Source organism: Candidatus Nitrososphaera gargensis Ga9.2, assembly GCF_000303155.1.
GTDB classification, from domain to species: Archaea; Thermoproteota; Nitrososphaeria; order Nitrososphaerales; family Nitrososphaeraceae; genus Nitrososphaera; species Nitrososphaera gargensis.
Window position 1 is genome coordinate 1 of record NC_018719.1, and the last position, 19,821, is coordinate 19,821.

Consider the following 19,821-nt stretch of genomic DNA (forward strand, 5'->3'; position numbering starts at 1 on the left):
TTGTTAAGGTAAAATTAACAAACTTGCATTTTGCAAAAGAAAAAGAGGGGTGTGGCGGCTGGTTAAAATTGGCGCGCCCGTAATGGTGATGTGATATCAATTGAGCTTTGACATCGATAGCATTTTTGACAAGGCCGCAAGTGGCAAGTCACTTGTCAAGAATCGCCAAGCACTGACGATAGATTATGTGCCGGAAAAACTTCCATTCCGTGATGAAGAAGCAAAGACTCTGGCGCAGGTGCTGTCGACTGTCTTCAAGGGTGCAAGACCATCAAACTTGCTGCTGTTTGGCAAGCCGGGCACGGGCAAGACCGCGGTGGCAAAAAATGTTGTCGATAGGCTTCAGAAAAAGTCAAATGAATTAAAGATAGACGTCACGGTAATTTTCATAAACGCCAAGGCAGCCGGCAGTGCGTACAAGGTGCTCTTTGAAATTGCCGAAGATCTTGGCATCAACAAGGAAGAGCAGGGCAAGCAGGTGCACTTTACCGGCCTGTCGATGGGCGAAGCGACCGACAGGATACTGCAGTACATACAAAAGAAAAAATTGCATTTTATCCTGGTGATAGACGAAATAGACTCGCTTGTCGACAAGAGTGGGGACGATATCCTCTACAACTTTACAAGGGCCAACCAGCGCATGATGAGCAAGGGAGGCTTTGTCACTCTAATTGGAATCTCTAACAGCCTCACGTTCAAGGACAAACTCGACCCTCGTGTGAGAAGCAGCCTCAGCGAGGAAGAGACCGTGTTCAACCCATATACGGTGGACCAACTGCGCCAGATCCTGCAGGAGAGGAGCAAGTTGGCCTTTAACGAGGGCGCAATCTCTGACGCGGCAATCAACCTCTGCGCGGCGATGGCCGGGAGGGAGCACGGCGACGCAAGAAAGGCAATCGATCTGCTCAGGGTCGCGGCCGAGCTTGCAGAAAGGGAAGGCGCAACTAGAGTTGATGAAAAGCATGTTCGCGCGGGGCAGGACAGAATGGAAAAAGATGCTCCATTTGTAGCGCTGAAAAATGCGCCGGTACACCACAAGCTGGTAATAATCGCTGTGACAAAATCAAAGAGCGGAACCACCGGCGACGTCTATGACACTTATCTGACGCTCTGCAAGCAGGTAGAGCAAAAGCCGTTGACTCAGCGGCGTGTCACCCAGATAATAAGCGAGCTAGAGCTTCTTGGTTTGGTGTCGACAGACATCGTCAACCAAGGGCGCTATGGCAGGTCGCAAAAGATCAAGATAACGATTCCTATGACAACAGTCAAAGAAGCGCTCAAGGAAGATTTTGCGTCGCTTATTACTACTGCTACTAATTGAAATCTTGGATAGAAGGCTGGAGCGTCGCCAAGTTGACTAGTATCGCCATGCCCGGCGACGGCGTGATGCCCATGGTCTGCTGGAACTTTGTCTGGCTCTGCCACGCCCCTGAATTCACGATAAGGGTTCCGCGGTAGCTCTGGACATCCGTCACGTGCACGTGCCCCGCATGGAAAATGTCCGGCACGTCTGTAATGACCATCATGTCCTCCTGCTCGGGGGCGACCGGGGTGCGTTCGCCATATGTCGGAGCAAGGTGCCGCGCCTTGAGAAGCACCTTCATCGCCTCTGCCGGCCTTGAATAGCTCAGGCCCGGCGTGGTGGCAATGACATCATCCAAGCTCTGCCCATGGAACATCAACAACTTGACACCGTTCAGATCGACAAATGCAGGATTGCCAAGCATCGTGCAGTTTGGCAGGCCGTAAAGGTGGTCAGCTAGATCCTTGCCCGGGATCGCTGGCTGCGGAAGCGCCCTCCTTCCCGGGTCGTGGTTGCCCGGTATCACTAGCATCTTGATATGCTTTGGCACCTTGGCCAGCAGCCGCGCCGCGTGGCTCATCTGCTTGTCTGCATCCATCATCAGCAACTCCTTGTCCTGATTTGGAAATATGCCGATCCCATCTATCACGTCGCCTCCGATGCATAGGAACTTGATCTTGCGCACAATGTCATTATCGTCATCAGACGACAGCCAGTCTAAAAATCGCAAAAACTCTTTTTCCATGAAATACTTGCTCCCCACATGGAGGTCTGAAATCAAAACTGCGTACGCTTCTGACTTGCTCCTGTTGGGCAGGTGGTCGGGTATGTCCGGCGACATGATGTTCTTGACCGTCAGCCCCGGCGCGCCCTTGCCGTTTTCAAGCTCGAGCATGACCATCTGATCCATGGCAAGCGCTGCCGCCTGTTTTTTTGCGTCCTCGGCCACTGCGGTGACTGTCAAAATGCCGGTATAGTCGTCAACTGCAATTTCAATTCCATTCTTCTTGGTTCGCCTTGACATCAAGAGGCCGGCGACTATGGTCGAGCCTGCGCTGCCATGAAGGCTCTTTTCGCCCCTCTCAACAAATTTGCTACTATTATTATTGCGTGAGTTCTGCTTGACTGAGGCTATCTTGGATATGCGCTTACTGTCGGGCCTCTGCGCCAGAATGCGCATTGTCTTTTCAAATCTGCTCCTAAAGAGCGCCGCATAGCCTTCGACGCCTTCTCCGGTGGTGACCTTGGGCGTCGGGTCCATCAACACCGTGCACGTCTGCTCTATCGGCCCATCGTTTTTCTTGGGGCTCAGCAGGCCTTTGATATCCTCTACCAGAATGACCGCGTTCTTTGACGGCTTTTTGGATTTGATTATTTCCTGCACGGTCTTGAGCACGTCGGCAGATTCGAGTCCCTTGAGCATTGCAAACGCGTCAGGATGTATCTGGAAGCCTTTGCTGACCGCATACGACAATGCGTTAGAAACTTCGTTCTGTAAAGCCAACGTTGCCCCTGTTCGCTTTGATGGCGAACTTCATGCTTAAGTAGATTTCTCTATACGCGGCACAGTTTTATCTTAGAAAGCCGCATGATCATCCTGCTGTTGTTGTTGAAGAAATTCTGCGGCAAGTGCAAAAAAGAGCTTCCTGCCGATTCGAAATACCTGCTCTGCGAGGAATGCCACAAGCGCGTGGTCATGGCAGAAGAGGACAGGGAATTTTACGAAAATTCGCGCCTGCACTACTAGGATTTTCTTTTCCTTATTGTTTTGCGTGTCCGCCTTGTTTTCGTTGTCGTCGTGTTCCTGCCTTCGGTAAGGGTTCTGCTCTTACTAACGTCCTCTGGAAGCTCGGGCGGCACGTCCAGCTGAGGATTATTGTCTACCACAGGAACATTGACCGAGTCCTTCAGCCTTCTGGCAAGGTCGCGCCTTGCAACCACCAGTTCGCGCTGCGTATCCATCAGCTTTAGAAAGCCCGTGTAAATCTGCTCTTGATCTGCATACGTTCTTGTCCTGATTTCTGATAATATTTCTTCAAACGAGTCAGCAAACCTTGCAGAAAGCCCTCCCATCCGCGAGATCGCCGCTGCGTCCATCTCTGCCTGCTTTTCCGCAGCCTGCAGCTGCGCTTGCTTGGCTTTTTTCTTTGCCACCTTGGTGCCTGCAACGATTATCTCCTTGAGCTCCGCAAGTGCCCCTTTGACCTTTTTGGACAGCTCTGACTCGGTGCCAACATATCCTTCCGGCCTTGACACGACCGTGGTCTCGGGCGGCGGCATGGCTGCCAGATAGTCTCCCTGTTGCATCACCGCGTCTGGAGTCGTGCGCTTTTTCTGCTCAGCTTCAACAACGACCTGCTCTGCGGCCGCAGCGCGGATCTCTTTCCCTGAAGGTCTGAGCGCCCTACCCGGCGGTATCGGATCATCTCTCCGCTTTCTGTACCGAAACAGCAGATCCTCGTTAGCGACAATAGAGCCGCCAGCCAGAGTGACCTCGGACTTGGGGATGTCAAATCTAATAGAACTGTCGGTATCGCTGAATACCACAATAATGTCGTCTGTCTCTCTGACCACGCGCCCGACTGGCTGTTGGTTGTTCAGGAGCACGGTTCTGTTAAAGAGGTCCTTGGGATATTTTCCCTCGTAGCTGCCAAGATTAACCTCCGTAGACGGCTGCCTTGACTCTTTTTCGATCTTCAAGATATTGTCAGAGCTCAAGCCGGCCTCTGTGTTGCTCTGAGCAGCCACGATTTTCTCCTTGGCTGCTCTGGCTCCTGACCGCGCCAGGCTGCTGGTGCTGCTTGCGGCCTGCCTTGCCGCTTCTTCCATATCGCTTGCCGCGGTCGCCCCTATTTCTTCCATCTTGCCCTTGGCCGTCTTGGCCGCCTGTTCCAACTCCCGGCCTACGCCTTTGAATTCATCGGTGACGTCATCGGCGATATCTATTGCCTTCTCTTCCACTGCTGACGGCTGCCTGTATTCTTGCTGCTCTCCAGGGACAGACGCCGACGGCCTCTCCGGGATTTCGCCAGCCTTTTGGATTATCTCCTCAGCCGACGGCCTGAGGCCGCCGCTCTCTGGCAATGGCGCATCCTTGTCAACCACATACTGGTCAAGCGCCTCCTCCTTTACTATCACCGAGCCGCCAGCCATCTCTATCTTTGACTTGGGTATGTCAAAGCGCAAATTGCCGGAATCACTGAAAACCACTATAGTGTCATCCGTCTCTTTTGCAATGCGTCCTATTGCCTGCCCATTTGCCTCAACATTCTTGTTGAAGAGGTCTTTGGGGTACTTGCCCTCGAAACTTGACAGGTCTGCATCGGTAGTATTTTCCATTGCACTGACTAGCGGCACCAGCGCATAAAACAGATATGAGAAAATAGAGCAGAAAAAAGTCTAATGCCAAGGTTATAATTGGCGTAGGCACGATTTCCTGCCTGTTGGAAGAGGTACAGCATTCCAGACCAAAGGTGGCCGTCGGCCTCTCGTTCTCGGCACTGGCCATGCTCTACTCTGTCATGCTAGTCGGCGTCTACATCACGGCGTCGCATCAGGGGCTATCGTGCCCGGACTGGCCGCTCTGCCCAAATGGCTTTGACCTGCCGCCAGAGAGGTATTTCTTTGAGCACTACCACAGGTTGATGGTCGTAGTTGCCGCCGGCCTTATCTATGCGACCGCCATCTATGCCGTCAAGAACGCTCACCCGGCCCGGAAGACCGCTGTGATAGCAGCAATCGTGGTGTCGGTGCAGATAGTGATAGGCATGTTCGTCGTGCTCACAAAGCTGCAGGCGCTGCTCGTCGCAACCCACCTCTCCACCGGCATACTGCTCTTTGCGATGCTGCTCATGACCTTTCTGACGTCCTATAGGCTTGCTAGAAAACGCTGAGGAAGGAGAGAATCAACAACTCTATAACAATTGACCAGCACCCTTAATATCAAAAATGAGCCAAGAAGAGAAGGGGAGAGTTGAATCAAACAATTCTTCTTGTGGACCAAAAGCCGAACACGGCGGCCCTCGTGTCGACCTACCTCCGCGCAGACGGCTTTTCAGTCGACCATACGCCCGACCCTTCTGAAGCATTAAAATTTGCAAGCCATATGAAATACAGGGTTGTCATCACCGACCTTGTGATGCGTGGCATGACGGGGCTTGATTTGTACCGCGAAATCCGCTCATACAACGGCGAGGTCAGGTTCATGTTCCTGCTCTCGGTGTCAAGCGACGAGGCGATCAGGCTGATGGGATCGCTTGACAGGGACGACGTGATAAAAAAAGAGCCACTGTCGATAAACGAAGTCATGTACAAGGTCCGCGCGGCTCTTACGAATAGTCGTTGAATATGCTGTTGATGTGCGCCAACAGCTCGTTGCGAAGCTGTATGACCTTCCTGCGCTTTTCTCCGTCCAAGTCGGTCATCAGCAGCGCGTCAAGGCCCTCCACCAGATACTTTATGTTCGTCATCGTCAGCAGAGCCCTCTCTTCCTCTTCCTGATTTTTGCTCGCCATTGTCCCCGTGCATGTGTATAATGGAAGTGCTTATTATTAATCTCGCTGGAACCTTTCTTCTATCAGTAAATAATAATAATAGTATATCTACCGCCTGCGAGCAACTTGCTTTATAATATGGCCGAGAGCCAGCAGCAGACTATAATCAACTTGTACAACTCTGGCATCCCGCCGGACATCATTGCGCTCCAGCTCGACATCAGCCAAGAGGAGGTAGACAGGGTGATAGCATCTGCTGAAAAATCAAGGCCGACTGAAACGACGACACTGGCCTCGTTCTACCTTGACGCCGTAGTCGATCTGGATAAGGCGATCAAGATGGCTCAGGAGCGGGTGTGGAAGGCCCTCAAGGTGGAGAGCAGGTTCGACCTCTCGACCGAGGAGACTCAGGAGATCCTGAGCAAGCTGGCCAAGTCAAAGGCGACATTTGTTATCCTGCACATTGACCTTGTAGGCTCGACAAGGCTTTCATCGAGCCTGCCGGCAGACCGGCTCGCCGCCATAATACAGGCGTTCACGCAGGAGATGTCAATCACGATAGCGGCATACGGCGGCTACGTACTAAAATACGTGGGCGATGCGATACTGGCGTTCTTCCTTGCAAACGACGATACGTACCTGCCGTGCGTCAATGCAGTAAATTGCGCCCGGTCGATGATCAAGATAATCCGGGACGGGATAAACCCGATCCTGAACCAGTACGACTACCCTGAGATAAGCGTGCGAGTCGGGATAGACCTTGGCGAAAACGTGGTGGTGCAGTATGGGTGGGACACGCACACAGTTGACGGAAAAAAAGTGCGGAGCCCACACTACGACATACTCGGCTACACAATCAACATCGCGACGAAAATGACCACGCTTGCCAAGCCGGACCAGATAGTGATAGGCCAGATGGTTTACGACGTGCTGGACGACAGGCAAAAGTCCACGTTCCACCCACTCAGGATAAGCCCCGAAGTGTGGAACTATGTGAGCGACTATTCGCACGGGATATACCCACTTTATGGCACAGCCTGAGAGAGGCAGCAGCTAGAGAGAGTAGATATATATCGGAAAAACAAACTAGTAAAACTATTAGATGCGATCTATCGAATACGAGGACTCTTTTGTCAAGATTGCCGGCCTTATTGGAGGCGAGGAGTACGTCAAGGTGGCCAGGGCCCTCCTGAACACCGAGGACGTCACGGACGAGGAGATAGCGAGCGCAACGGGCCTGAAGATAAACATCGTCCGCAAGGTGCTGTACGACATGTTTGGCAAGGCGCTGATAACCGGCATCCGCGTCAAGGACGAAAAGAAGGGCTGGTTCGTCTATAGGTGGCGCGCCAAGCAGGACCAGGTTGACAACTTTATCGAGAACCAGAAGAAAAAGATCCTCGACAGGCTGCACAAGCGGCTGGAATACGAAGAATCGACCGAGTTTTACCACTGCGGCAACCGTGACTGCCCGCGCGTAAAGTTCGACGCGGCGGTCGAGCTGTTCTTCAAGTGCCCCAACTGCAAAGGCCCGCTCAACATGGTGGACAACACCAAGGTCAAAGAGGCGCTGCGCTACAAGATCGACCAGATAACGACCGACATTTCTTCAAAGAAATAATTTGGCTTTTGCCCGCCTGATATCCCTTATTTAGTTTGACAATATGTCTATGTCATGATAGGCGTTCACCAGCGTTCTGTAGAAGTGTTTGATTCCCCAATAACCAGAAAGCAGACGTACACATCGCTTCCCCGGCCGATCCAGTGCGCCCGATGCAACCATCTCGCCTACTGCAAGGTGATGTACGATCTAGGACAAGTGATCAAGGTAGAATTCCTCTGCAAGGCGTGCTGCGAAGCTAGCTAACTAACTGACCCGCGCGGATTTGAGCCTCTGCCACTGTTGTACATAGAGCATTTTCAATCCTCCTCCTGTCTGCATCAGGACAGAGAGGCGCACAAAAAGCACGACTCGCATAGGAGGAAGTGGACGTGCTTTGCTACCTCTGTTTTTCAATGATCGCGCTTGCAGTCTTGAAGATCCGCAGCCACATCGGCCACGTAAGCTTGCCCGTGTTCGTGTTCTGCCTGCTTGGGTGGTAGGACGCAAGCAATGTTTTTCCATCGACCTGATGGCGAGCCCCGTGCCCAAATGAGAGCCCCTTTGCTCCAACAGCTCGGCAGTAGGCGTCAAATCCAATCTTGCCAAGCGCAAGCACCACCCTGACCTTGTCCAAAAGCTTGAGCTCTGAGATGAGATATTGAGAGCAGTTCCGCAGTTCGGATGGCAGTGGCTTGTTGTCTGGTGGCGCGCAGCGCACCGCGGCAGTGATGTAGGCGTCCTTTAGCACCAGCCCGTCGTCCCTGCTCCTGCTTGTCGGCATGCTCGCAAACCCTGTTTCATGCATCGCCCTTGCGAGCCAGTCGCCCGAGCTGTCGCCGGTGAACATCCTGCCGGTGCGGTTGCCGCCGTGCGCTGCAGGCGCAAGCCCAACTATCAGCAACCGCGCGTTTGGATCGCCCCAGCTTGGCAGCGGCCGCGCCCAGTACTGTTCGTTTGCAAACCGCCTTACTTTGTCCTGACCTACCTGCCTGATGTACTGCGCCAGCCTCGGGCACAATTCGCATTTGGTTATCTGCGCGTTGAGCTTGCGCAGTTTCTCTGTATTCACGATAGCAAGTTTTTATCTATTATCGTAATAATCTTTTTATCACCCAAAAGGCAGTTCGTTCTACGTTTGTCCACTGACATTAATAATAATACTGGCAACGAGCTGGCACTGATCGCCGGCTCTGTGGTATTGAGCGACAACCCCTCCCAGCAGCTAAAGTACTGGAGGAAAAAGTTTGGTGTCAAGCAGGCAGATCTTGCAAGGAAGATGGACATCACGCCGTCCGTCCTGAGCGACTACGAGAAGGGCCGCAGGCCATCTCCCGGAGTCAACTTTATCAAGCGTTACTTGATCGCCCTGTACGAGCTTGGCAGGTCAAACAGCCACGCCGCTACGACAGAAGAAGAAAAGATGGCTCCAACGCCGGTCGCCAATGTACATATAAGCCAGCCCTGACAAAAGCTAGCTCACATATATGCCTCTTATTCTAGTATCAATGTATCCGGGCAGGACCAAAGAGCAGAAGGACGAGTTTGCAAAAGCTATAACCGACGCCGCGGTCCAGATATTAAAGACCAAGCCAGAACACGTTATCGTGGTGTACGACGAAAAGCCCAAGGAGAACTGGTTCCAGTCGGGCAAGCCGCTCTAGAGGATATGTACGATCCTGATGACCCAGAGCTCCAGACAATGGCAAGCGGGATCATCAACGCTGTCAAGAGATACTCTATCCCCTACGAGCGCCTCACGGGCCAAGAGATCTGGGAGGAGCTGCAGAGGAAGGGCTACAGATTCCCTGTGAGCGGCAGGCGCATAGATTTTCTGTACGAGTCTGCCCGGTGGTTCGACGCCCTTGATCTGGCGATAAAAAAGCTGAAAAGCGAAGCCCAGTAGCAAAAACTATTTTTATTTTGGGCGTCTTTTGTGCACTGCTTGGAGAAAAAGAAGAAAAAGAGAGTCGCGCTGGTGCAGATGCGTTCGTCAGAGGACAAACAGAAGAATCTGGACAAGTCGATCGAGTTTATCGCCGAGGCAGCTGCCAAGGGCGCAGATCTCGTATGCTTTCCCGAGTTCCAGATGGCGTTTTCGCCTGGCAGCCAGTCCGCGGCGCAGCTGGCCGCCGGCATAGCCGAAACCGTCAGGGGCAACTTTGTTTCAAAACTTGCAGAGGCTGCCAAGAAAAACAACATCGGCGTTATTGCGACGATCTATGAAAAGAGCGGCAGGTTCCAGCGCGTCTACGACACCGCCGTGATGATACGCCCCGCCGGCAAAGTGTCGTCGGTTTACCGCAAGCTGCACCTCTACAACGCGCTTGGGTTCAAAGAGTCTGCCAAGCTGGTGCCCGGAAAAAATATCGCCAAGCCTGCCAAGACAAATGCCGGCAGCGTCGGGCTCTTGATCTGCTATGACCTGCGGTTTCCCGAGCTGTCAAGGATCCTGACTGTCAAGGGCGCAGACTTCCTAGTCGCACCTTCCGCATGGGTCGCCGGCGAAATGAAGGAGGAGCACTGGCAGACGATGGTAAAAGCAAGGGCTATTGAGAACGGCTCGTACGTGGTCGCGCCCGACCAGGTGGGCAACATCTATTGCGGCAGGAGCATGGCAGTCGATCCGTTTGGCGTGGTGCTTGTCGATATGGGTCAGCGAGAGGGCGTCGAGGTAATCGAAATTGATAAATCGCGTGTGCAGCAGGTCAGAAAATCGCTGCCCCTGCTAAAGAACCGCCGTACAGACGTGTACAGATTATTATCGTACTAGCACGACAGCGCCAAGTGATGATCATTGTGGGATGTCTTCCAGTCGATCTTGCACTCGCGCTTGTCTAGGGGGCATGGGAACCTCTCCCTGCAATATTCGCACATGTGCGCGTGATCGCTGTACATCATCTTACTAATTGCAACAGGTGGTCGTTTTCTTATTAGGTTGATGCAAGGATGCTAGCGAAGCTTGTTCTAGAACTTCACTTCTTTTTTGATGGGCACTGCATGTTGACACATATTTTCCAATGCTTTGACCGCCTTGCAAAAACTACTCCAACTATCGGCCAGCCACACTCGGGGCACGCCTTGCCTAGCACCCTTATCGCGCCCTTCTGTGGCAGAGGCGCCGTGGCCTTGCAGCCGCCAGAATAGTTCGAGCAGCCGACGAACCTCTTTTTTGTCTTGTACGATTTTATCATGCGCAGCTGCCCCTTTTTGCACACCGGGCACGAGCCGATCATCGTTGCGGCCTGCGCGCCGTTCGCAGAAGAAGAGGCGGCGTTGCCTATCCGAGCGCCAATATCCACCTCTTTTTCAATGAACGCCGACAGCGACTCTATCAATTTATCGACAGCCTGCTCTATGACCAAAACGCTTTCGGCAGAACCCTGCTCTACCTTTTCCAGCTGCTCCTCCATCGATCTTGTCAGGCTTGTAGAGATTATGGCGGGCACGAACGTTCTCATAGAGTCAATGACTGCAAAGCCGAGGTCTGTCACCTCGATCCCGCCCCTGACCGAAGAAGCAATGTAGTTGCGCTTGAACAGTGTGGCAATGATGTCCGCTCTGGTAGCTTTGGTCCCTATCTGCTCCTGCTCCATCTTGGCAAGCAGGCTCGCCTGGTTGTAGCGGTAGGGCGGCTGTGTGAACTTTTCCTCCATATCTATGCCAAGGTTTTTTACTAGATCGCCCTTGCGCAGCTCTGGCAGCTCGTGTTGTTCCAGTCTGACATGAGGCTTGTAGAACACCATCCAGCCTTCATACACTGGCGACCTGCCTTGCGCCTTGAAAGTGTGGCTGTTAACATCTATCGAAACGTCAGTGTGCCTGCTTATCGCCGGGTCGCCAAACGTGGCAAGGAACCTTTTCACTACTAGGTCATAGACCTTGAATTCAAGGCTGCTCAGCTTTTGCTGCGGCGCTACGCCCGTGGGGTAGATCGCAGGGTGCGCCGGGTCTGTCATGCGCCCCTCATTTGGCACAAGGCGGCCCTTTGAGAGGAGCATCGATGTCAGCTGCCCGTAGCCTCCTATCCTTGACAGGCTGGAGATTATCTTGCCGTAGCCTATGGAAGGGGGCAGCTTTTGGCTTGACGTGCGGGGGTACGAGATCAGCGCCTGCAGATACAATTTTTCAGCTATTGCAAGCGTGTAGCCGGGGCCGAGCTTGAACAGCCTGTACGCTTCGCGCTGGAGGTCGCCGATGTTAAATGGCGTGGGCGGCCCGAGCACCGCCTTGCTGTCAACAACATCGCTCACCGTCCCGTCTCTGCCAATGCACGCGCTTACAATCGACTTAGCTTCTGCAAGCGTCCCAACCTTTGGCTTTTCGTACTGCGCTGAAAATGTCTGGTTGTTTTTTTCAAACTGCGCCGCTATTGTCCAGTATGGATCAGGGACGTGCAGCCTTATTTCTAGTTCCCTGTCGACTGCAAACGCAAGCGTCGGGCCCTGCACTCTGCCGATAGAGAGGTTGCAGTACCCGTTGCTGGCCATCTTGAGCGACTGGGCAAGCGCCCTTGAGAGGTTGACGCCATAGATAAAGTCAAGCATGTGGCGCGACCGACCGGCCTCCGCTAGCCCGCCGCTCGGCCTTTCTAGGCTGGCAAACGACTCCCTTATCTCCTCGTCGGTGAGCGTCGAGAATTTTGCCCGCAGCGCCTTCTCATACTTGCCGCCGCACGCGTATTGCAGGATGTTGTGACCTATCACCTCGCCCTCCTGATCATAGTCGCACGCGTGCACAAATGCCGACGCATTTTTTGATAATTCAGAGATGACTTTGATGGCTCTAGCTGCCCTTGGATTTTTGTCGACCGGCGCCCACTCCAAGTCGAGCACAGGATACACGCTCCTGTTCTTTGTCGAATCGGCAAGACCATAGAGGTGGCCAAGAGCACTGCACACCTTGTAGTGGCAATCACTATTTGCCACGTCAAAAACAGAAATCCCGGCTGGCTTTGACTCCTTTGGATCGCCCAGCGCCTGCGCTATCCTCCTTGCAGCATCGGGCTTTTCGCAGACGACGAGCGTGTACAAGAACTAGCCGATCTTGGAAGATATTGCAATATTAACAATCCGATCCCGCTTTTGGCTCTGATAGCGGCGGGCTATCCTACATCTGGCCATCGAAATAATTTATCTGCTTGTCCTCAGGCATAACGATGGCATAGATCATGGATCAGCGCAGCATGATTCTCTATAACAATAATGCAAGAAAGATATCTGATAAGTGATAAACCCTTTGTGTCCCATGATGCCAAAAAGCCCCAGAACTTGGAAAATTCTTCTTGCCCTGCAAGGAGCCTTGTGCTAATTTTTGCCGAGCCGCCGGGAAGAAGCATGTAACGAATCAGTTTAAGAAATTTTCTGGCAGACATGATAAATCCGTATCCTATTTTTTAGGATGCGCTGAACAGAATAGAATCCAGACTAGCGTTCCTTGCATTGGGGACCGTGCTGGTCATGGCAGCCGTCGCCTTTGTGTTAACAGCCAACGCGCAGCTAATCAATGCCGAGATCGCAAACATTGACTGCAACCAACAGCAGGAACAAAGGCAGAACTCGGAGCAAACCTAGCAAAATGAACAGAAGAACAAGCAGAGTTCAGAGCAAACCCTTCTGAGCGAGCAGAGCAGCGATCAAGACACAGGGCAAGATGATGAGCAGAACAGCCTGTTAGGTTCGATCAACAGACTGCTGTCTGGCAACCAAGAATCTAAAGAGAGCACCGATCAGGAGAACGAGCAAGAGACAGAACAGAATGCAGAGAACACTAATGAACAGAGCAACGAGCAAAGCGCTGATGCAGATCAGGATTGCGGCGCCGTCTCTGTTGCACCAGTAGTTGGCTTGGGCGGACTCTAAGCGAGTCTCAATCCTATCATTCTTTTTTCTTTTTGTCAATTCAATCTTCAGTTTTTTGTCTGGCAGAACAGGATATGTACAGATGACAAAAATCTCTATCCATTAGTATTCTATCTTAGGTTATTAAGAAACAATTTCAAGTTCTATTAATTATAAAAATGACTAATGCATTTTTACCACTGAAAGTGGTTGATAAAAAATTTGCCATTGATGACAATGAGCCTGTTCAAAAGATGCAAGAGAAATCCTCTGTCTATCTTCAAAGGAGAATCTGACGCTATTCCACATGGCCAGCGTAGGCATCAGGTACAACTTTGCCCTTCTTGAAAGATCAGGGATTTCAAGAAAGCAGTACTACAAAGGGCTCAGGGCGCTAAAAAATGTTGACCTTGTGCGCAAGTTTGGCAACAAGTACCTTCAGACTACGCTTGGCAAGCTGGTTTATCATGAAATCTTGAAGATCGAGAAATATGCCTATCACTTGAACGAGATGAAAATGATCGATATCCTGAAGGACTCCGGCCAGTTCAGCCAGCACGAGGTGTCGGCACTTATCAAGAAAATGAGCGATAGCGGGTAGGACTCGTTCCTATCGGACATCGCTAACGAAATGTGACATCATATCATCCGCCTGCTTGTTTTACCGCACACTATATACTACACACCGCCCCTGATTCTTCTGCTGCAACACTAATCAAGCTATTTATAATGCAAAAAACTATTTTCTACAGAGATGGCAAACAGCAAAGTCTGCGTTCTTGGTGCCGGCAGCACGAAATATGGAAAATTGAACGAAAGTATTATTGAAATTGCACTAAATGCGGCCAAGGACGCCATTGAATCGGCCGGGATCACTCCAAAGGACATTCAGGCAGGCTACATCTCTAACGTGTTCGGGGTTGCGGACAAGCAGGTGCACATGGCGCCTGTCATCATGAGCAACCTTGGCATCTCGCATGTCCCGGGGCTCACAATCGAGTCTGCGTGCGGCTCGGGCTCGGTCATGTTCAGGGAAGCCTATGCTAACGTGGCAGCTGGTTTTTACGACTGCGTCCTTGCACTTGGCGTCGAAAAGGTGACGCATACCGGCACGGTGCACAGCACCACTCTGTTTTCATACTGCTCTGACTTTTTCTACGAAGGTGGCAACGGCGCTTCATTCCCTGGGCTGTTCGCTTCGATGGCCCGCGCCTACATGAACACACACAAGGCGACCGAGGAGGACCTTGCACATGTCGCGGTCAAGAACCATGAAAACGGCCTGCTGAACCCAAAGGCGCATGTGCGCAAAAAGATCACGGTAGACGACGTTTTGAAATCGCCGGTGGTCGCATCGCCGCTAAAGCTGCTTGACTGCTGCCCATTCTCTGACGGCGCTTCTGCAACGATCCTCTGCAGCGAAGAGTTTGCGAAAAAGAGCGGCAGACCATACGTAGAGATAATTGGTTCTGGCAGAGGCGCTTCGCCGGCAGCAGTGCAGGGAAGGGAGGACATCACCACCATCCCAAGCACGGTCGCTGCAGCAAGGCAGGCGTACAAGATGGCCGGAGTGACTCCAAAAGACATCAACTTTGCAGAGGTGCACGACTGCTTTACGATAGCGGAGGTAATCGACATCGAAGATCTCGGGTTCTTCCCCAAGGGCAAGGCGGCCCACGCGGTGAGGGACGGGGCGACGCGCCTCAATGGCGAGATCCCGATAAACCCGTCAGGCGGATTGAAATCAAAGGGCCACCCGATCGGCGCGACAGGCGTCGGGCAGGTGGTCGAAGTGTTCGAGCAGTTCACCGGCATGGCCGGCGAACGCACGGTGCCAAACGCCGAGATTGCGCTCACACACAACTTTGGTGCCACTGGCGCAAGCGCCGCAGTCCACATATTCAAAAAAGTTGACAGGAAATGATGGAGAAATTGTCGTCAACGGAAAGCACACACCAGAGGTTCATTGAGGCTGCCAACAGGAAAAAGATACTTGCCCACAAGTGCGTAAAGTGCGGCCACATGATGCTTGAGACGGTGCTCTTTTGTGAAAAGTGCTCTGGCAGCAAATTCAAGCATGTGGAGCTTGAGGGGGCCGGCACGGTGGTGACATACACCATCCAGGCGGTTGCGCCTGAGGGCTTTGAGGATGCCGGCTCGTACGCTTGGGTCGTGTTCAAGGTAGACAACTCGCAGCTGAGAGCGTCAGGATTCCTGCCCGGCATCAAGGTCCCGGCCGACCTGCCGATAGGCACCAAGGTAAGAGTGGCCGGCTTTGATTCAAAGCACGGTCTGATGCTCCAGAAGTAACAACAACTGTTGTGTATGTATGTAACGCGGCACACCTAGCTTTTTCTTATATCCACCACCCGCGTCTTTATGCCTATGTACATGTTCGAATCAAAAGTGTATGAATGTCAAGCGTGTGGCCAGTTCTTTTTCTTCAAGCAGGATGCCGACGATCACACGAGCAAGACCGGACATGCCAGCTTTAAGGTGACAGATTGGACATCACCGGCGCAGCCATCGCCCCGGATCAACAGAGGCAAGGCGCCGATCTAGCATAGCGGCAGTTGCGCGTTTTGTAAAAAACTGTCAAGGAGACTTTTCTTATTCCAGTTATTGCAGGCTGCTAGCATATGCTATCTGCAGATGTAGTTTGCGGCAAGTGCGGCTCGGTGGTCTACAAGATGCGAATGCTCAAGTCGGTCAAGGACGCGCTGCGCGCGACAAACAACCGCTGCCCCGTGTGCGGCGCCGCGCTCAACCCTGGCGATTTTACTGTTGCAGTAAGCAAGCGCTAGCGCAGTCGATCGTGCTTGCGAAAGCCGCCATAGTATGCTAGCGCGGCAAGCGCTACCGCAATCAGATACCACGTGGGCACCACAAAGCTTCCAAAGTCTATTGCGCCCATGTGCATCGACGTCCAGTCCGTCCACTGCATCAAGAGCCCGCCTTTTGGATCGCTCTCAAGCGGCACGGCCCACCTGTTGACAAACCATGCAAAATCCTCAACCACTATCGCGGTGATGAGGTTGGCAAAGCCAATGAACATCGCCTTGATGCGCTTGTGCCGGCCGAGAAGCTTGAACGACATGTCGTCCCAGAGCGCGGCAAAGCTGATGAGGACAAATATGAAAAGCATCGGGAACAGATGATACTGGTACATGTTGCCAATAATGGGCTCGGTCTCTCTGCTCCTGTCGAAATTCGAGTCGGTGACCAGCACCTCGCCGTTTGAGATCTGAAGCGCAGGGTCCTTAATGTAATAGTATTCGAGGTGGGCAAAGCTGACTGCAAACACGACTCCAATGATTGTGGTTGCGATGAACTCGATCTTGCGTGCGCCCAGATGCTTTGCGATGTGCTCTCTCTTTGAAACGTGGCGGCTGTGATCCTCGTCTGTGACCATCTTGCTATTTTGTACGCGACCATCGCTATTAAGAAGAAGATACAAATTTTTTCGTAGCTCAGCTTTGTAGCAGCTTTTTGTACACAGAGTACAACATCCGGGGTTTTGCCGTTTTACTTCGCCGGCTGGTAGTAGTATAAGAAGATGGCAGGGGGAGACAAGCGCCAGCAGTTCGTGAGCCAGATCACCACAGCGACCGGCGTGGTCTACAACCAGCTCACGCGCCTCAAGATGCTCGACAAGAGGTTTGCCTCTATGGAGGCGTACTACCTAGAGCAGATAACCTCAAACATCAAGTCAGGCAACAACGCCCGTGCCAAGATCCTCGCCACTGAACTGTCAAATGTGAGGCGGCTCCGCCGAACTACGCAGCATACCGGCCTTGCGCTTGAGGCGATAGTGATCCGCTTCAGTACGATAAACGAGTTCGCCAAGATCCTCGACACCATCGACCCAACCATTGAGATGATAAAGGGAATCCACACGGAGCTGACCCGGGCCATCCCAGCTGCCAGCGAGGCGCTCTCCGAGGTCTCGACTGTGACCACGGACGTGCTGCTCAACGCAAACATCAAGGCAGACGCCAGAATCTCGACTCCTGTGGACGCAGATGCTCTTTCGATACTCAACGAGATCGAGGGGGTGCTTGAGGACGAGGCAAAGGCCAAGCTCCCAGAGGTGCCAACCAACATCATCCCGGTTCAAAAGCAGGAACAAGAAGAAGAGCAGCAGCCTGCCGAAGAGACGAGGGTGATGGTTGAAAGCTAACTAGCTAGACAATAGTTGACCTTTTGGTCAAGCCCAAGTAGGGCAGTAGATCGTACTGTTAGTTAAAAATATTTTACAAAGTAGTTTTAATCATTTACCTTGATAACGGGGTGCAATGGAACAGATGAGTTTTGATTCTCAAGCAAAGGATTCCAAGAAAGGCGGGGTCTTGGAGTCTGCGTCAAAGCGCGTCAGGATGATTTTCTCGGTGATGGCAAGCCCGAACAGGATCGATATACTGCGCATTCTCAATACAAAGGGGCCGCTCACCTATTCTGAACTCAAGGCGCTGGCCGGCTTCAAGTCAAAGAAAGAGTCGGGCAAGTTTGCCTACCACCTGAGGAAGCTGCTGAGGCAATTGCTGGTTGCCCTCAACAAGGCAGAGCGCAGGTATACAATAACGAACCTGGGCAAGCTCGTGCTGTCTCTGGCAAGGCAGATCGAGGAGCGCTCGATAATCGAGAGCGGCAAAATGTACGTGAGGACCAGCAGGCACACCATTGAGGAGTTCAACTCGCATAAGATAATCCAGTCGCTCGTGAGAGAGGCCAACCTGCCGCTGGAGCAGGCACACAAAATCACTGAGGAGGTCGAGAACAAGATCTACAAGTTCCAGACTGCCTACCTAACATCTTCTCTAATACGCGAGACAGTCAACTCTGTCCTCATAGAGCACGGCCACGAGGAGTATCGCAACAAGCTTGCAAGGGTGGGCCTTCCGTCCTCAGACATTGTCGAGATGCTCTCAGCCGAAGGCGCGACGGTGGACAGCGTCATGGCAAAAACTGCCGGCTCGGTCTTTTCCGAGTATCTGGTATTCAACACGCTGCCAAAGGACATCGCCGACATGCACCTGGCCGGTGAGATCAACATTTCAAACGCTGGAGTGTGGGGCCTGCTCCCAGACACGGTCTTTTTCGACCTGTCAGAGCTTGAAGAGGGGCTGGACCTAAAAGGGCGGTTCCTGAACGTGGCCAGAATCCCGGCGATCAAGAGCCCGGATGATGTAATAGCCGCGCTGCCGGCTCTGGTGTCGCTCCTTTCAAGGGAGGCTTCATCAGAAGTCGTGATTGAAGGCATTGTGCCAGCGCTGCTAAAGAACCTGAAAGACCCTGAAGACATTGCTTCGCGGTTTGCAAGAGCGCTGGCAGCTTCGTCAGCCGCGCCTTCGTACTCCGGCACTATAGCGACAATAGCAGTGCCTGACGGCATTGACGCGCGGCAGCTGAACGCGCTGCTCGATGGCTACAGGAAATACGTCGACGCGACGCCCGCGCCAAGGATAGGCCTTGCGATAGCAGCAGGCAAGATAATAATAAAGGACAACCTTGACCATGTGGCCGCAGCTGTGCGCAGCGGCGGCATCATTTCAATAGGCAGTAGTAGCGGCGGCGCCCGGGCAAGCAATGGCATCCGCAAATCAGGCAAGGGCGCAGCAGCGATGTCGTTCCATTCGCTTTCGATAAACCTGCCGCGGCTTGCATACGAATCAAATAAGGACGAAACTTATTTCAGGGCAAAGCTGGCGCTCATGATAAAGCCGTCGCTTGCAGCAATGTCGATGCGCAAGAAAACCATAGTCGACTATGCCAAGAGGGGCCTGCTCCCTTCGCTTGCAAGCGCCACTCAGTCAATGCAGAGGGGCACGTCGACAATAGTGATCAACCTTACTGGAGCCCGCGAATCGGTCTACAACATACTGGGCGAGTCTTCTTCGAGTGAGGTGCTCCAGAAGGTGCTCAAGACGGCCACCGAGGTGGCGGCCAGCCAAGGCAAGCAGCTTGGCGAGGAGGGGGCCGGCATTGCCATGGTCTCGGACGGCTCTGGCGTGAGGTTTGCCACCCTCGACTCTGAGAAGTATGGCAAGGTCTCACTTCTGCAATCGCAGAACACTACCAGCTATTCCCAAGGAATGACGCTAAATGGCAAGGAAATCCTCTCAGACAAGGGCGCAACACAGGAATGCATAGCCATCGACAAGCTGCTGAACGGGGGCTTTGCCGCAACCCTGGACGTGACCGACCTGTCGGCAGCCGAGGCCAAGAGCGCGATAGAGGTTGCTGTTGCAGCAGAGCTGCCGTTCCTGCGCCCCCGCATCAAGCTTGCAGTGTGCACGACGTGCGGCCAGCGCTCAAAGGCTGTTGCAGACAAGTGTGAGCATTGCAAGTCGCCGCACAAGCTGACGATGTATTCGTAATCTTGCAGCTGCTGCGCAGCTGCCGCGCCGCATCATTATTTTTTAGAATTATGATGATGCAGGCAAGCTGCCGACGTTTGCAGAGCTGGTAATTGGCAGAACTTTCTTTTCGTTTTTTACAAAATATTATACTGCTATACTCGGATTTCAGCTCTGAATTAATGACATTCTACTAAGTAAATTTTGTCTGCTAAATTAGGCATGCAGT

General features: G+C 52.7%; 26 protein-coding genes. 19 read left to right on the forward strand and 7 right to left on the reverse strand.

The window, feature by feature from the left end; all coding sequences use genetic code 11:
* The first annotated feature begins 100 nt into the window (after nucleotides 1–100).
* Nucleotides 101–1,321, forward strand: coding sequence for a Cdc6/Cdc18 family protein (locus NGAR_RS00005; RefSeq protein ID WP_015017524.1), 1,221 nt, complete (start codon nucleotides 101–103; stop codon nucleotides 1,319–1,321).
* Here NGAR_RS00005 and NGAR_RS00010 read toward each other — a convergent pair.
* Nucleotides 1,314–2,807, reverse strand: a complete 1,494-nt coding sequence (locus NGAR_RS00010) for a DNA-directed DNA polymerase II small subunit (protein WP_148680735.1) — start codon at nucleotides 2,805–2,807, stop codon at nucleotides 1,314–1,316. The genes NGAR_RS00005 and NGAR_RS00010 overlap by 8 nt on opposite strands.
* Nucleotides 2,808–2,891: 84 nt before the next feature.
* Here NGAR_RS00010 and NGAR_RS16920 point away from each other — a divergent pair, with 84 nt between their 5' ends.
* On the forward strand, nucleotides 2,892–3,050 hold the full coding sequence (locus NGAR_RS16920; RefSeq protein ID WP_187147597.1) for a hypothetical protein: 159 nt from the start codon (nucleotides 2,892–2,894) through the stop codon (nucleotides 3,048–3,050).
* Here NGAR_RS16920 and NGAR_RS00015 read toward each other — a convergent pair.
* Nucleotides 3,047–4,642, reverse strand: coding sequence for a hypothetical protein (locus NGAR_RS00015; RefSeq protein WP_015017526.1), 1,596 nt, complete (start codon nucleotides 4,640–4,642; stop codon nucleotides 3,047–3,049). The genes NGAR_RS16920 and NGAR_RS00015 overlap by 4 nt on opposite strands.
* Before the next feature lie 104 nt (nucleotides 4,643–4,746).
* Between NGAR_RS00015 and NGAR_RS00020 the strand changes: the two genes are divergently transcribed.
* Together NGAR_RS00020 and NGAR_RS00025 are read left to right on the forward strand one after the other, a co-directional pair.
* On the forward strand, nucleotides 4,747–5,196 hold the full coding sequence (locus tag NGAR_RS00020) for a COX15/CtaA family protein (protein ID WP_015017527.1): 450 nt from the start codon (nucleotides 4,747–4,749) through the stop codon (nucleotides 5,194–5,196).
* Nucleotides 5,197–5,276: 80 nt separating this feature from the next.
* Nucleotides 5,277–5,648: a response regulator transcription factor gene (locus NGAR_RS00025; RefSeq protein WP_015017528.1), complete on the forward strand. Its 372-nt coding sequence runs from the start codon at nucleotides 5,277–5,279 to the stop codon at nucleotides 5,646–5,648.
* On the opposite strand, the gene NGAR_RS00030 is transcribed toward NGAR_RS00025, so the two are convergent.
* On the reverse strand, nucleotides 5,632–5,817 hold the full coding sequence (locus NGAR_RS00030) for a hypothetical protein (protein WP_015017529.1): 186 nt from the start codon (nucleotides 5,815–5,817) through the stop codon (nucleotides 5,632–5,634). The two genes, NGAR_RS00025 and NGAR_RS00030, sit on opposite strands and share 17 nt — an antisense overlap.
* A gap of 117 nt (nucleotides 5,818–5,934) precedes the next feature.
* Here NGAR_RS00030 and NGAR_RS00035 point away from each other — a divergent pair, with 117 nt between their 5' ends.
* The 3 genes from NGAR_RS00035 to NGAR_RS00045 all read left to right on the forward strand — a co-directional run bounded on the left by NGAR_RS00035 (nucleotide 5,935) and on the right by NGAR_RS00045 (nucleotide 7,663).
* On the forward strand, nucleotides 5,935–6,837 hold the full coding sequence (locus NGAR_RS00035) for an adenylate/guanylate cyclase domain-containing protein (protein ID WP_015017530.1): 903 nt from the start codon (nucleotides 5,935–5,937) through the stop codon (nucleotides 6,835–6,837).
* Between the two features lie 61 nt (nucleotides 6,838–6,898).
* Nucleotides 6,899–7,417: a transcription factor gene (locus NGAR_RS00040; RefSeq protein WP_015017531.1), complete on the forward strand. Its 519-nt coding sequence runs from the start codon at nucleotides 6,899–6,901 to the stop codon at nucleotides 7,415–7,417.
* Between the two features lie 54 nt (nucleotides 7,418–7,471).
* Nucleotides 7,472–7,663 (forward strand): hypothetical protein, encoded by a 192-nt coding sequence (locus NGAR_RS00045; RefSeq protein WP_015017532.1) that lies wholly within the window; start codon nucleotides 7,472–7,474, stop codon nucleotides 7,661–7,663.
* Between the two features lie 133 nt (nucleotides 7,664–7,796).
* Here the strand turns inward: NGAR_RS00045 and NGAR_RS00050 are convergent, their stop codons facing one another.
* Nucleotides 7,797–8,468: a uracil-DNA glycosylase gene (locus NGAR_RS00050; protein ID WP_015017533.1), complete on the reverse strand. Its 672-nt coding sequence runs from the start codon at nucleotides 8,466–8,468 to the stop codon at nucleotides 7,797–7,799.
* 66 nt (nucleotides 8,469–8,534) lie between these two features.
* Here NGAR_RS00050 and NGAR_RS16925 point away from each other — a divergent pair, with 66 nt between their 5' ends.
* From NGAR_RS16925 to NGAR_RS00070, 4 genes are read left to right on the forward strand one after another with little or no spacing between them, the layout of a single operon-like run.
* Nucleotides 8,535–8,864: a helix-turn-helix domain-containing protein gene (locus NGAR_RS16925; protein WP_015017534.1), complete on the forward strand. Its 330-nt coding sequence runs from the start codon at nucleotides 8,535–8,537 to the stop codon at nucleotides 8,862–8,864.
* 19 nt (nucleotides 8,865–8,883) lie between these two features.
* Nucleotides 8,884–9,060, forward strand: a complete 177-nt coding sequence (locus NGAR_RS00060; protein ID WP_148680737.1) for a tautomerase family protein — start codon at nucleotides 8,884–8,886, stop codon at nucleotides 9,058–9,060.
* A 5-nt stretch (nucleotides 9,061–9,065) separates the two neighbouring features.
* Nucleotides 9,066–9,302, forward strand: a complete 237-nt coding sequence (locus tag NGAR_RS00065) for a hypothetical protein (RefSeq protein WP_015017536.1) — start codon at nucleotides 9,066–9,068, stop codon at nucleotides 9,300–9,302.
* Between the two features lie 39 nt (nucleotides 9,303–9,341).
* Complete coding sequence (locus NGAR_RS00070; protein ID WP_015017537.1) at nucleotides 9,342–10,169, forward strand: carbon-nitrogen hydrolase family protein; 828 nt, start codon at nucleotides 9,342–9,344, stop codon at nucleotides 10,167–10,169.
* Here the strand turns inward: NGAR_RS00070 and NGAR_RS18600 are convergent.
* Nucleotides 10,166–10,297, reverse strand: coding sequence for a hypothetical protein (locus NGAR_RS18600; RefSeq protein WP_266190349.1), 132 nt, complete (start codon nucleotides 10,295–10,297; stop codon nucleotides 10,166–10,168). The two genes, NGAR_RS00070 and NGAR_RS18600, sit on opposite strands and share 4 nt — an antisense overlap.
* Nucleotides 10,298–10,371: 74 nt before the next feature.
* Complete coding sequence (topA, locus tag NGAR_RS00075) at nucleotides 10,372–12,429, reverse strand: DNA topoisomerase I (RefSeq protein WP_015017538.1); 2,058 nt, start codon at nucleotides 12,427–12,429, stop codon at nucleotides 10,372–10,374.
* 408 nt (nucleotides 12,430–12,837) lie between these two features.
* Here topA and NGAR_RS18605 point away from each other — a divergent pair, with 408 nt between their 5' ends.
* The 6 genes from NGAR_RS18605 (at nucleotide 12,838) to NGAR_RS16935 (ending at nucleotide 16,040) form a co-directional block, all read left to right on the forward strand.
* On the forward strand, nucleotides 12,838–12,969 hold the full coding sequence (locus NGAR_RS18605; protein WP_266190350.1) for a hypothetical protein: 132 nt from the start codon (nucleotides 12,838–12,840) through the stop codon (nucleotides 12,967–12,969).
* Between the two features lie 574 nt (nucleotides 12,970–13,543).
* On the forward strand, nucleotides 13,544–13,837 hold the full coding sequence (locus tag NGAR_RS00080; protein ID WP_015017540.1) for a hypothetical protein: 294 nt from the start codon (nucleotides 13,544–13,546) through the stop codon (nucleotides 13,835–13,837).
* 153 nt (nucleotides 13,838–13,990) lie between these two features.
* Complete coding sequence (locus NGAR_RS00085; RefSeq protein ID WP_015017541.1) at nucleotides 13,991–15,160, forward strand: thiolase domain-containing protein; 1,170 nt, start codon at nucleotides 13,991–13,993, stop codon at nucleotides 15,158–15,160.
* Nucleotides 15,160–15,546 (forward strand): Zn-ribbon domain-containing OB-fold protein, encoded by a 387-nt coding sequence (locus NGAR_RS00090; protein ID WP_148681678.1) that lies wholly within the window; start codon nucleotides 15,160–15,162, stop codon nucleotides 15,544–15,546. The genes NGAR_RS00085 and NGAR_RS00090 overlap by 1 nt, the downstream gene beginning before the upstream one ends.
* Nucleotides 15,547–15,627: 81 nt before the next feature.
* Nucleotides 15,628–15,798 carry a hypothetical protein gene (locus NGAR_RS16930; RefSeq protein ID WP_187147598.1) on the forward strand — a complete coding sequence of 57 codons (171 nt, stop codon included), beginning with the start codon at nucleotides 15,628–15,630 and terminating at the stop codon, nucleotides 15,796–15,798.
* 77 nt (nucleotides 15,799–15,875) lie between these two features.
* The gene (locus tag NGAR_RS16935) at nucleotides 15,876–16,040 is read left to right on the forward strand and encodes a hypothetical protein (protein WP_015017544.1); all 165 of its coding nucleotides are present in this window, start codon (nucleotides 15,876–15,878) and stop codon (nucleotides 16,038–16,040) included.
* Here NGAR_RS16935 and NGAR_RS00095 read toward each other — a convergent pair.
* Nucleotides 16,037–16,648 (reverse strand): hypothetical protein, encoded by a 612-nt coding sequence (locus NGAR_RS00095; protein ID WP_015017545.1) that lies wholly within the window; start codon nucleotides 16,646–16,648, stop codon nucleotides 16,037–16,039. The genes NGAR_RS16935 and NGAR_RS00095 overlap by 4 nt on opposite strands.
* Nucleotides 16,649–16,792: 144 nt before the next feature.
* Between NGAR_RS00095 and NGAR_RS00100 the strand changes: the two genes are divergently transcribed.
* Both NGAR_RS00100 and nrdD read left to right on the forward strand, forming a co-directional pair.
* On the forward strand, nucleotides 16,793–17,416 hold the full coding sequence (locus tag NGAR_RS00100) for an SNF7 domain-containing protein (RefSeq protein ID WP_015017546.1): 624 nt from the start codon (nucleotides 16,793–16,795) through the stop codon (nucleotides 17,414–17,416).
* Between the two features lie 124 nt (nucleotides 17,417–17,540).
* Nucleotides 17,541–19,613 carry an anaerobic ribonucleoside-triphosphate reductase gene (gene nrdD, locus NGAR_RS00105; RefSeq protein WP_015017547.1) on the forward strand — a complete coding sequence of 691 codons (2,073 nt, stop codon included), beginning with the start codon at nucleotides 17,541–17,543 and terminating at the stop codon, nucleotides 19,611–19,613.
* Nucleotides 19,614–19,821 lie beyond the last annotated feature (208 nt).

What these genes read in the sequence shown, in the direction of transcription:
- NGAR_RS00080 (WP_015017540.1), top strand. Translation starts at nt 13,544, where the DNA reads ATGGCCAGCGTAGGCATCAGGTACAACTTTGCCCTTCTTGAAAGATCA.
- NGAR_RS00045 (WP_015017532.1), top strand. Translation starts at nt 7,472, where the DNA reads ATGATAGGCGTTCACCAGCGTTCTGTAGAAGTGTTTGATTCCCCAATA.
- NGAR_RS16920 (WP_187147597.1), top strand. Translation starts at nt 2,892, where the DNA reads ATGATCATCCTGCTGTTGTTGTTGAAGAAATTCTGCGGCAAGTGCAAA.
- NGAR_RS00095 (WP_015017545.1), bottom strand. Translation starts at nt 16,648, where the DNA reads ATGGTCACAGACGAGGATCACAGCCGCCACGTTTCAAAGAGAGAGCAC.
- NGAR_RS00100 (WP_015017546.1), top strand. Translation starts at nt 16,793, where the DNA reads ATGGCAGGGGGAGACAAGCGCCAGCAGTTCGTGAGCCAGATCACCACA.
- NGAR_RS00090 (WP_148681678.1), top strand. Translation starts at nt 15,160, where the DNA reads ATGGAGAAATTGTCGTCAACGGAAAGCACACACCAGAGGTTCATTGAG.
- NGAR_RS00065 (WP_015017536.1), top strand. Translation starts at nt 9,066, where the DNA reads ATGTACGATCCTGATGACCCAGAGCTCCAGACAATGGCAAGCGGGATC.
- NGAR_RS00040 (WP_015017531.1), top strand. Translation starts at nt 6,899, where the DNA reads ATGCGATCTATCGAATACGAGGACTCTTTTGTCAAGATTGCCGGCCTT.
- NGAR_RS00085 (WP_015017541.1), top strand. Translation starts at nt 13,991, where the DNA reads ATGGCAAACAGCAAAGTCTGCGTTCTTGGTGCCGGCAGCACGAAATAT.
- nrdD (WP_015017547.1), top strand. Translation starts at nt 17,541, where the DNA reads ATGAGTTTTGATTCTCAAGCAAAGGATTCCAAGAAAGGCGGGGTCTTG.
- NGAR_RS00035 (WP_015017530.1), top strand. Translation starts at nt 5,935, where the DNA reads ATGGCCGAGAGCCAGCAGCAGACTATAATCAACTTGTACAACTCTGGC.
- NGAR_RS18600 (WP_266190349.1), bottom strand. Translation starts at nt 10,297, where the DNA reads ATGATGTACAGCGATCACGCGCACATGTGCGAATATTGCAGGGAGAGG.
- NGAR_RS00015 (WP_015017526.1), bottom strand. Translation starts at nt 4,642, where the DNA reads ATGGAAAATACTACCGATGCAGACCTGTCAAGTTTCGAGGGCAAGTAC.
- NGAR_RS00030 (WP_015017529.1), bottom strand. Translation starts at nt 5,817, where the DNA reads ATGGCGAGCAAAAATCAGGAAGAGGAAGAGAGGGCTCTGCTGACGATG.
- NGAR_RS00060 (WP_148680737.1), top strand. Translation starts at nt 8,884, where the DNA reads ATGCCTCTTATTCTAGTATCAATGTATCCGGGCAGGACCAAAGAGCAG.
- NGAR_RS16935 (WP_015017544.1), top strand. Translation starts at nt 15,876, where the DNA reads ATGCTATCTGCAGATGTAGTTTGCGGCAAGTGCGGCTCGGTGGTCTAC.
- NGAR_RS16930 (WP_187147598.1), top strand. Translation starts at nt 15,628, where the DNA reads ATGTTCGAATCAAAAGTGTATGAATGTCAAGCGTGTGGCCAGTTCTTT.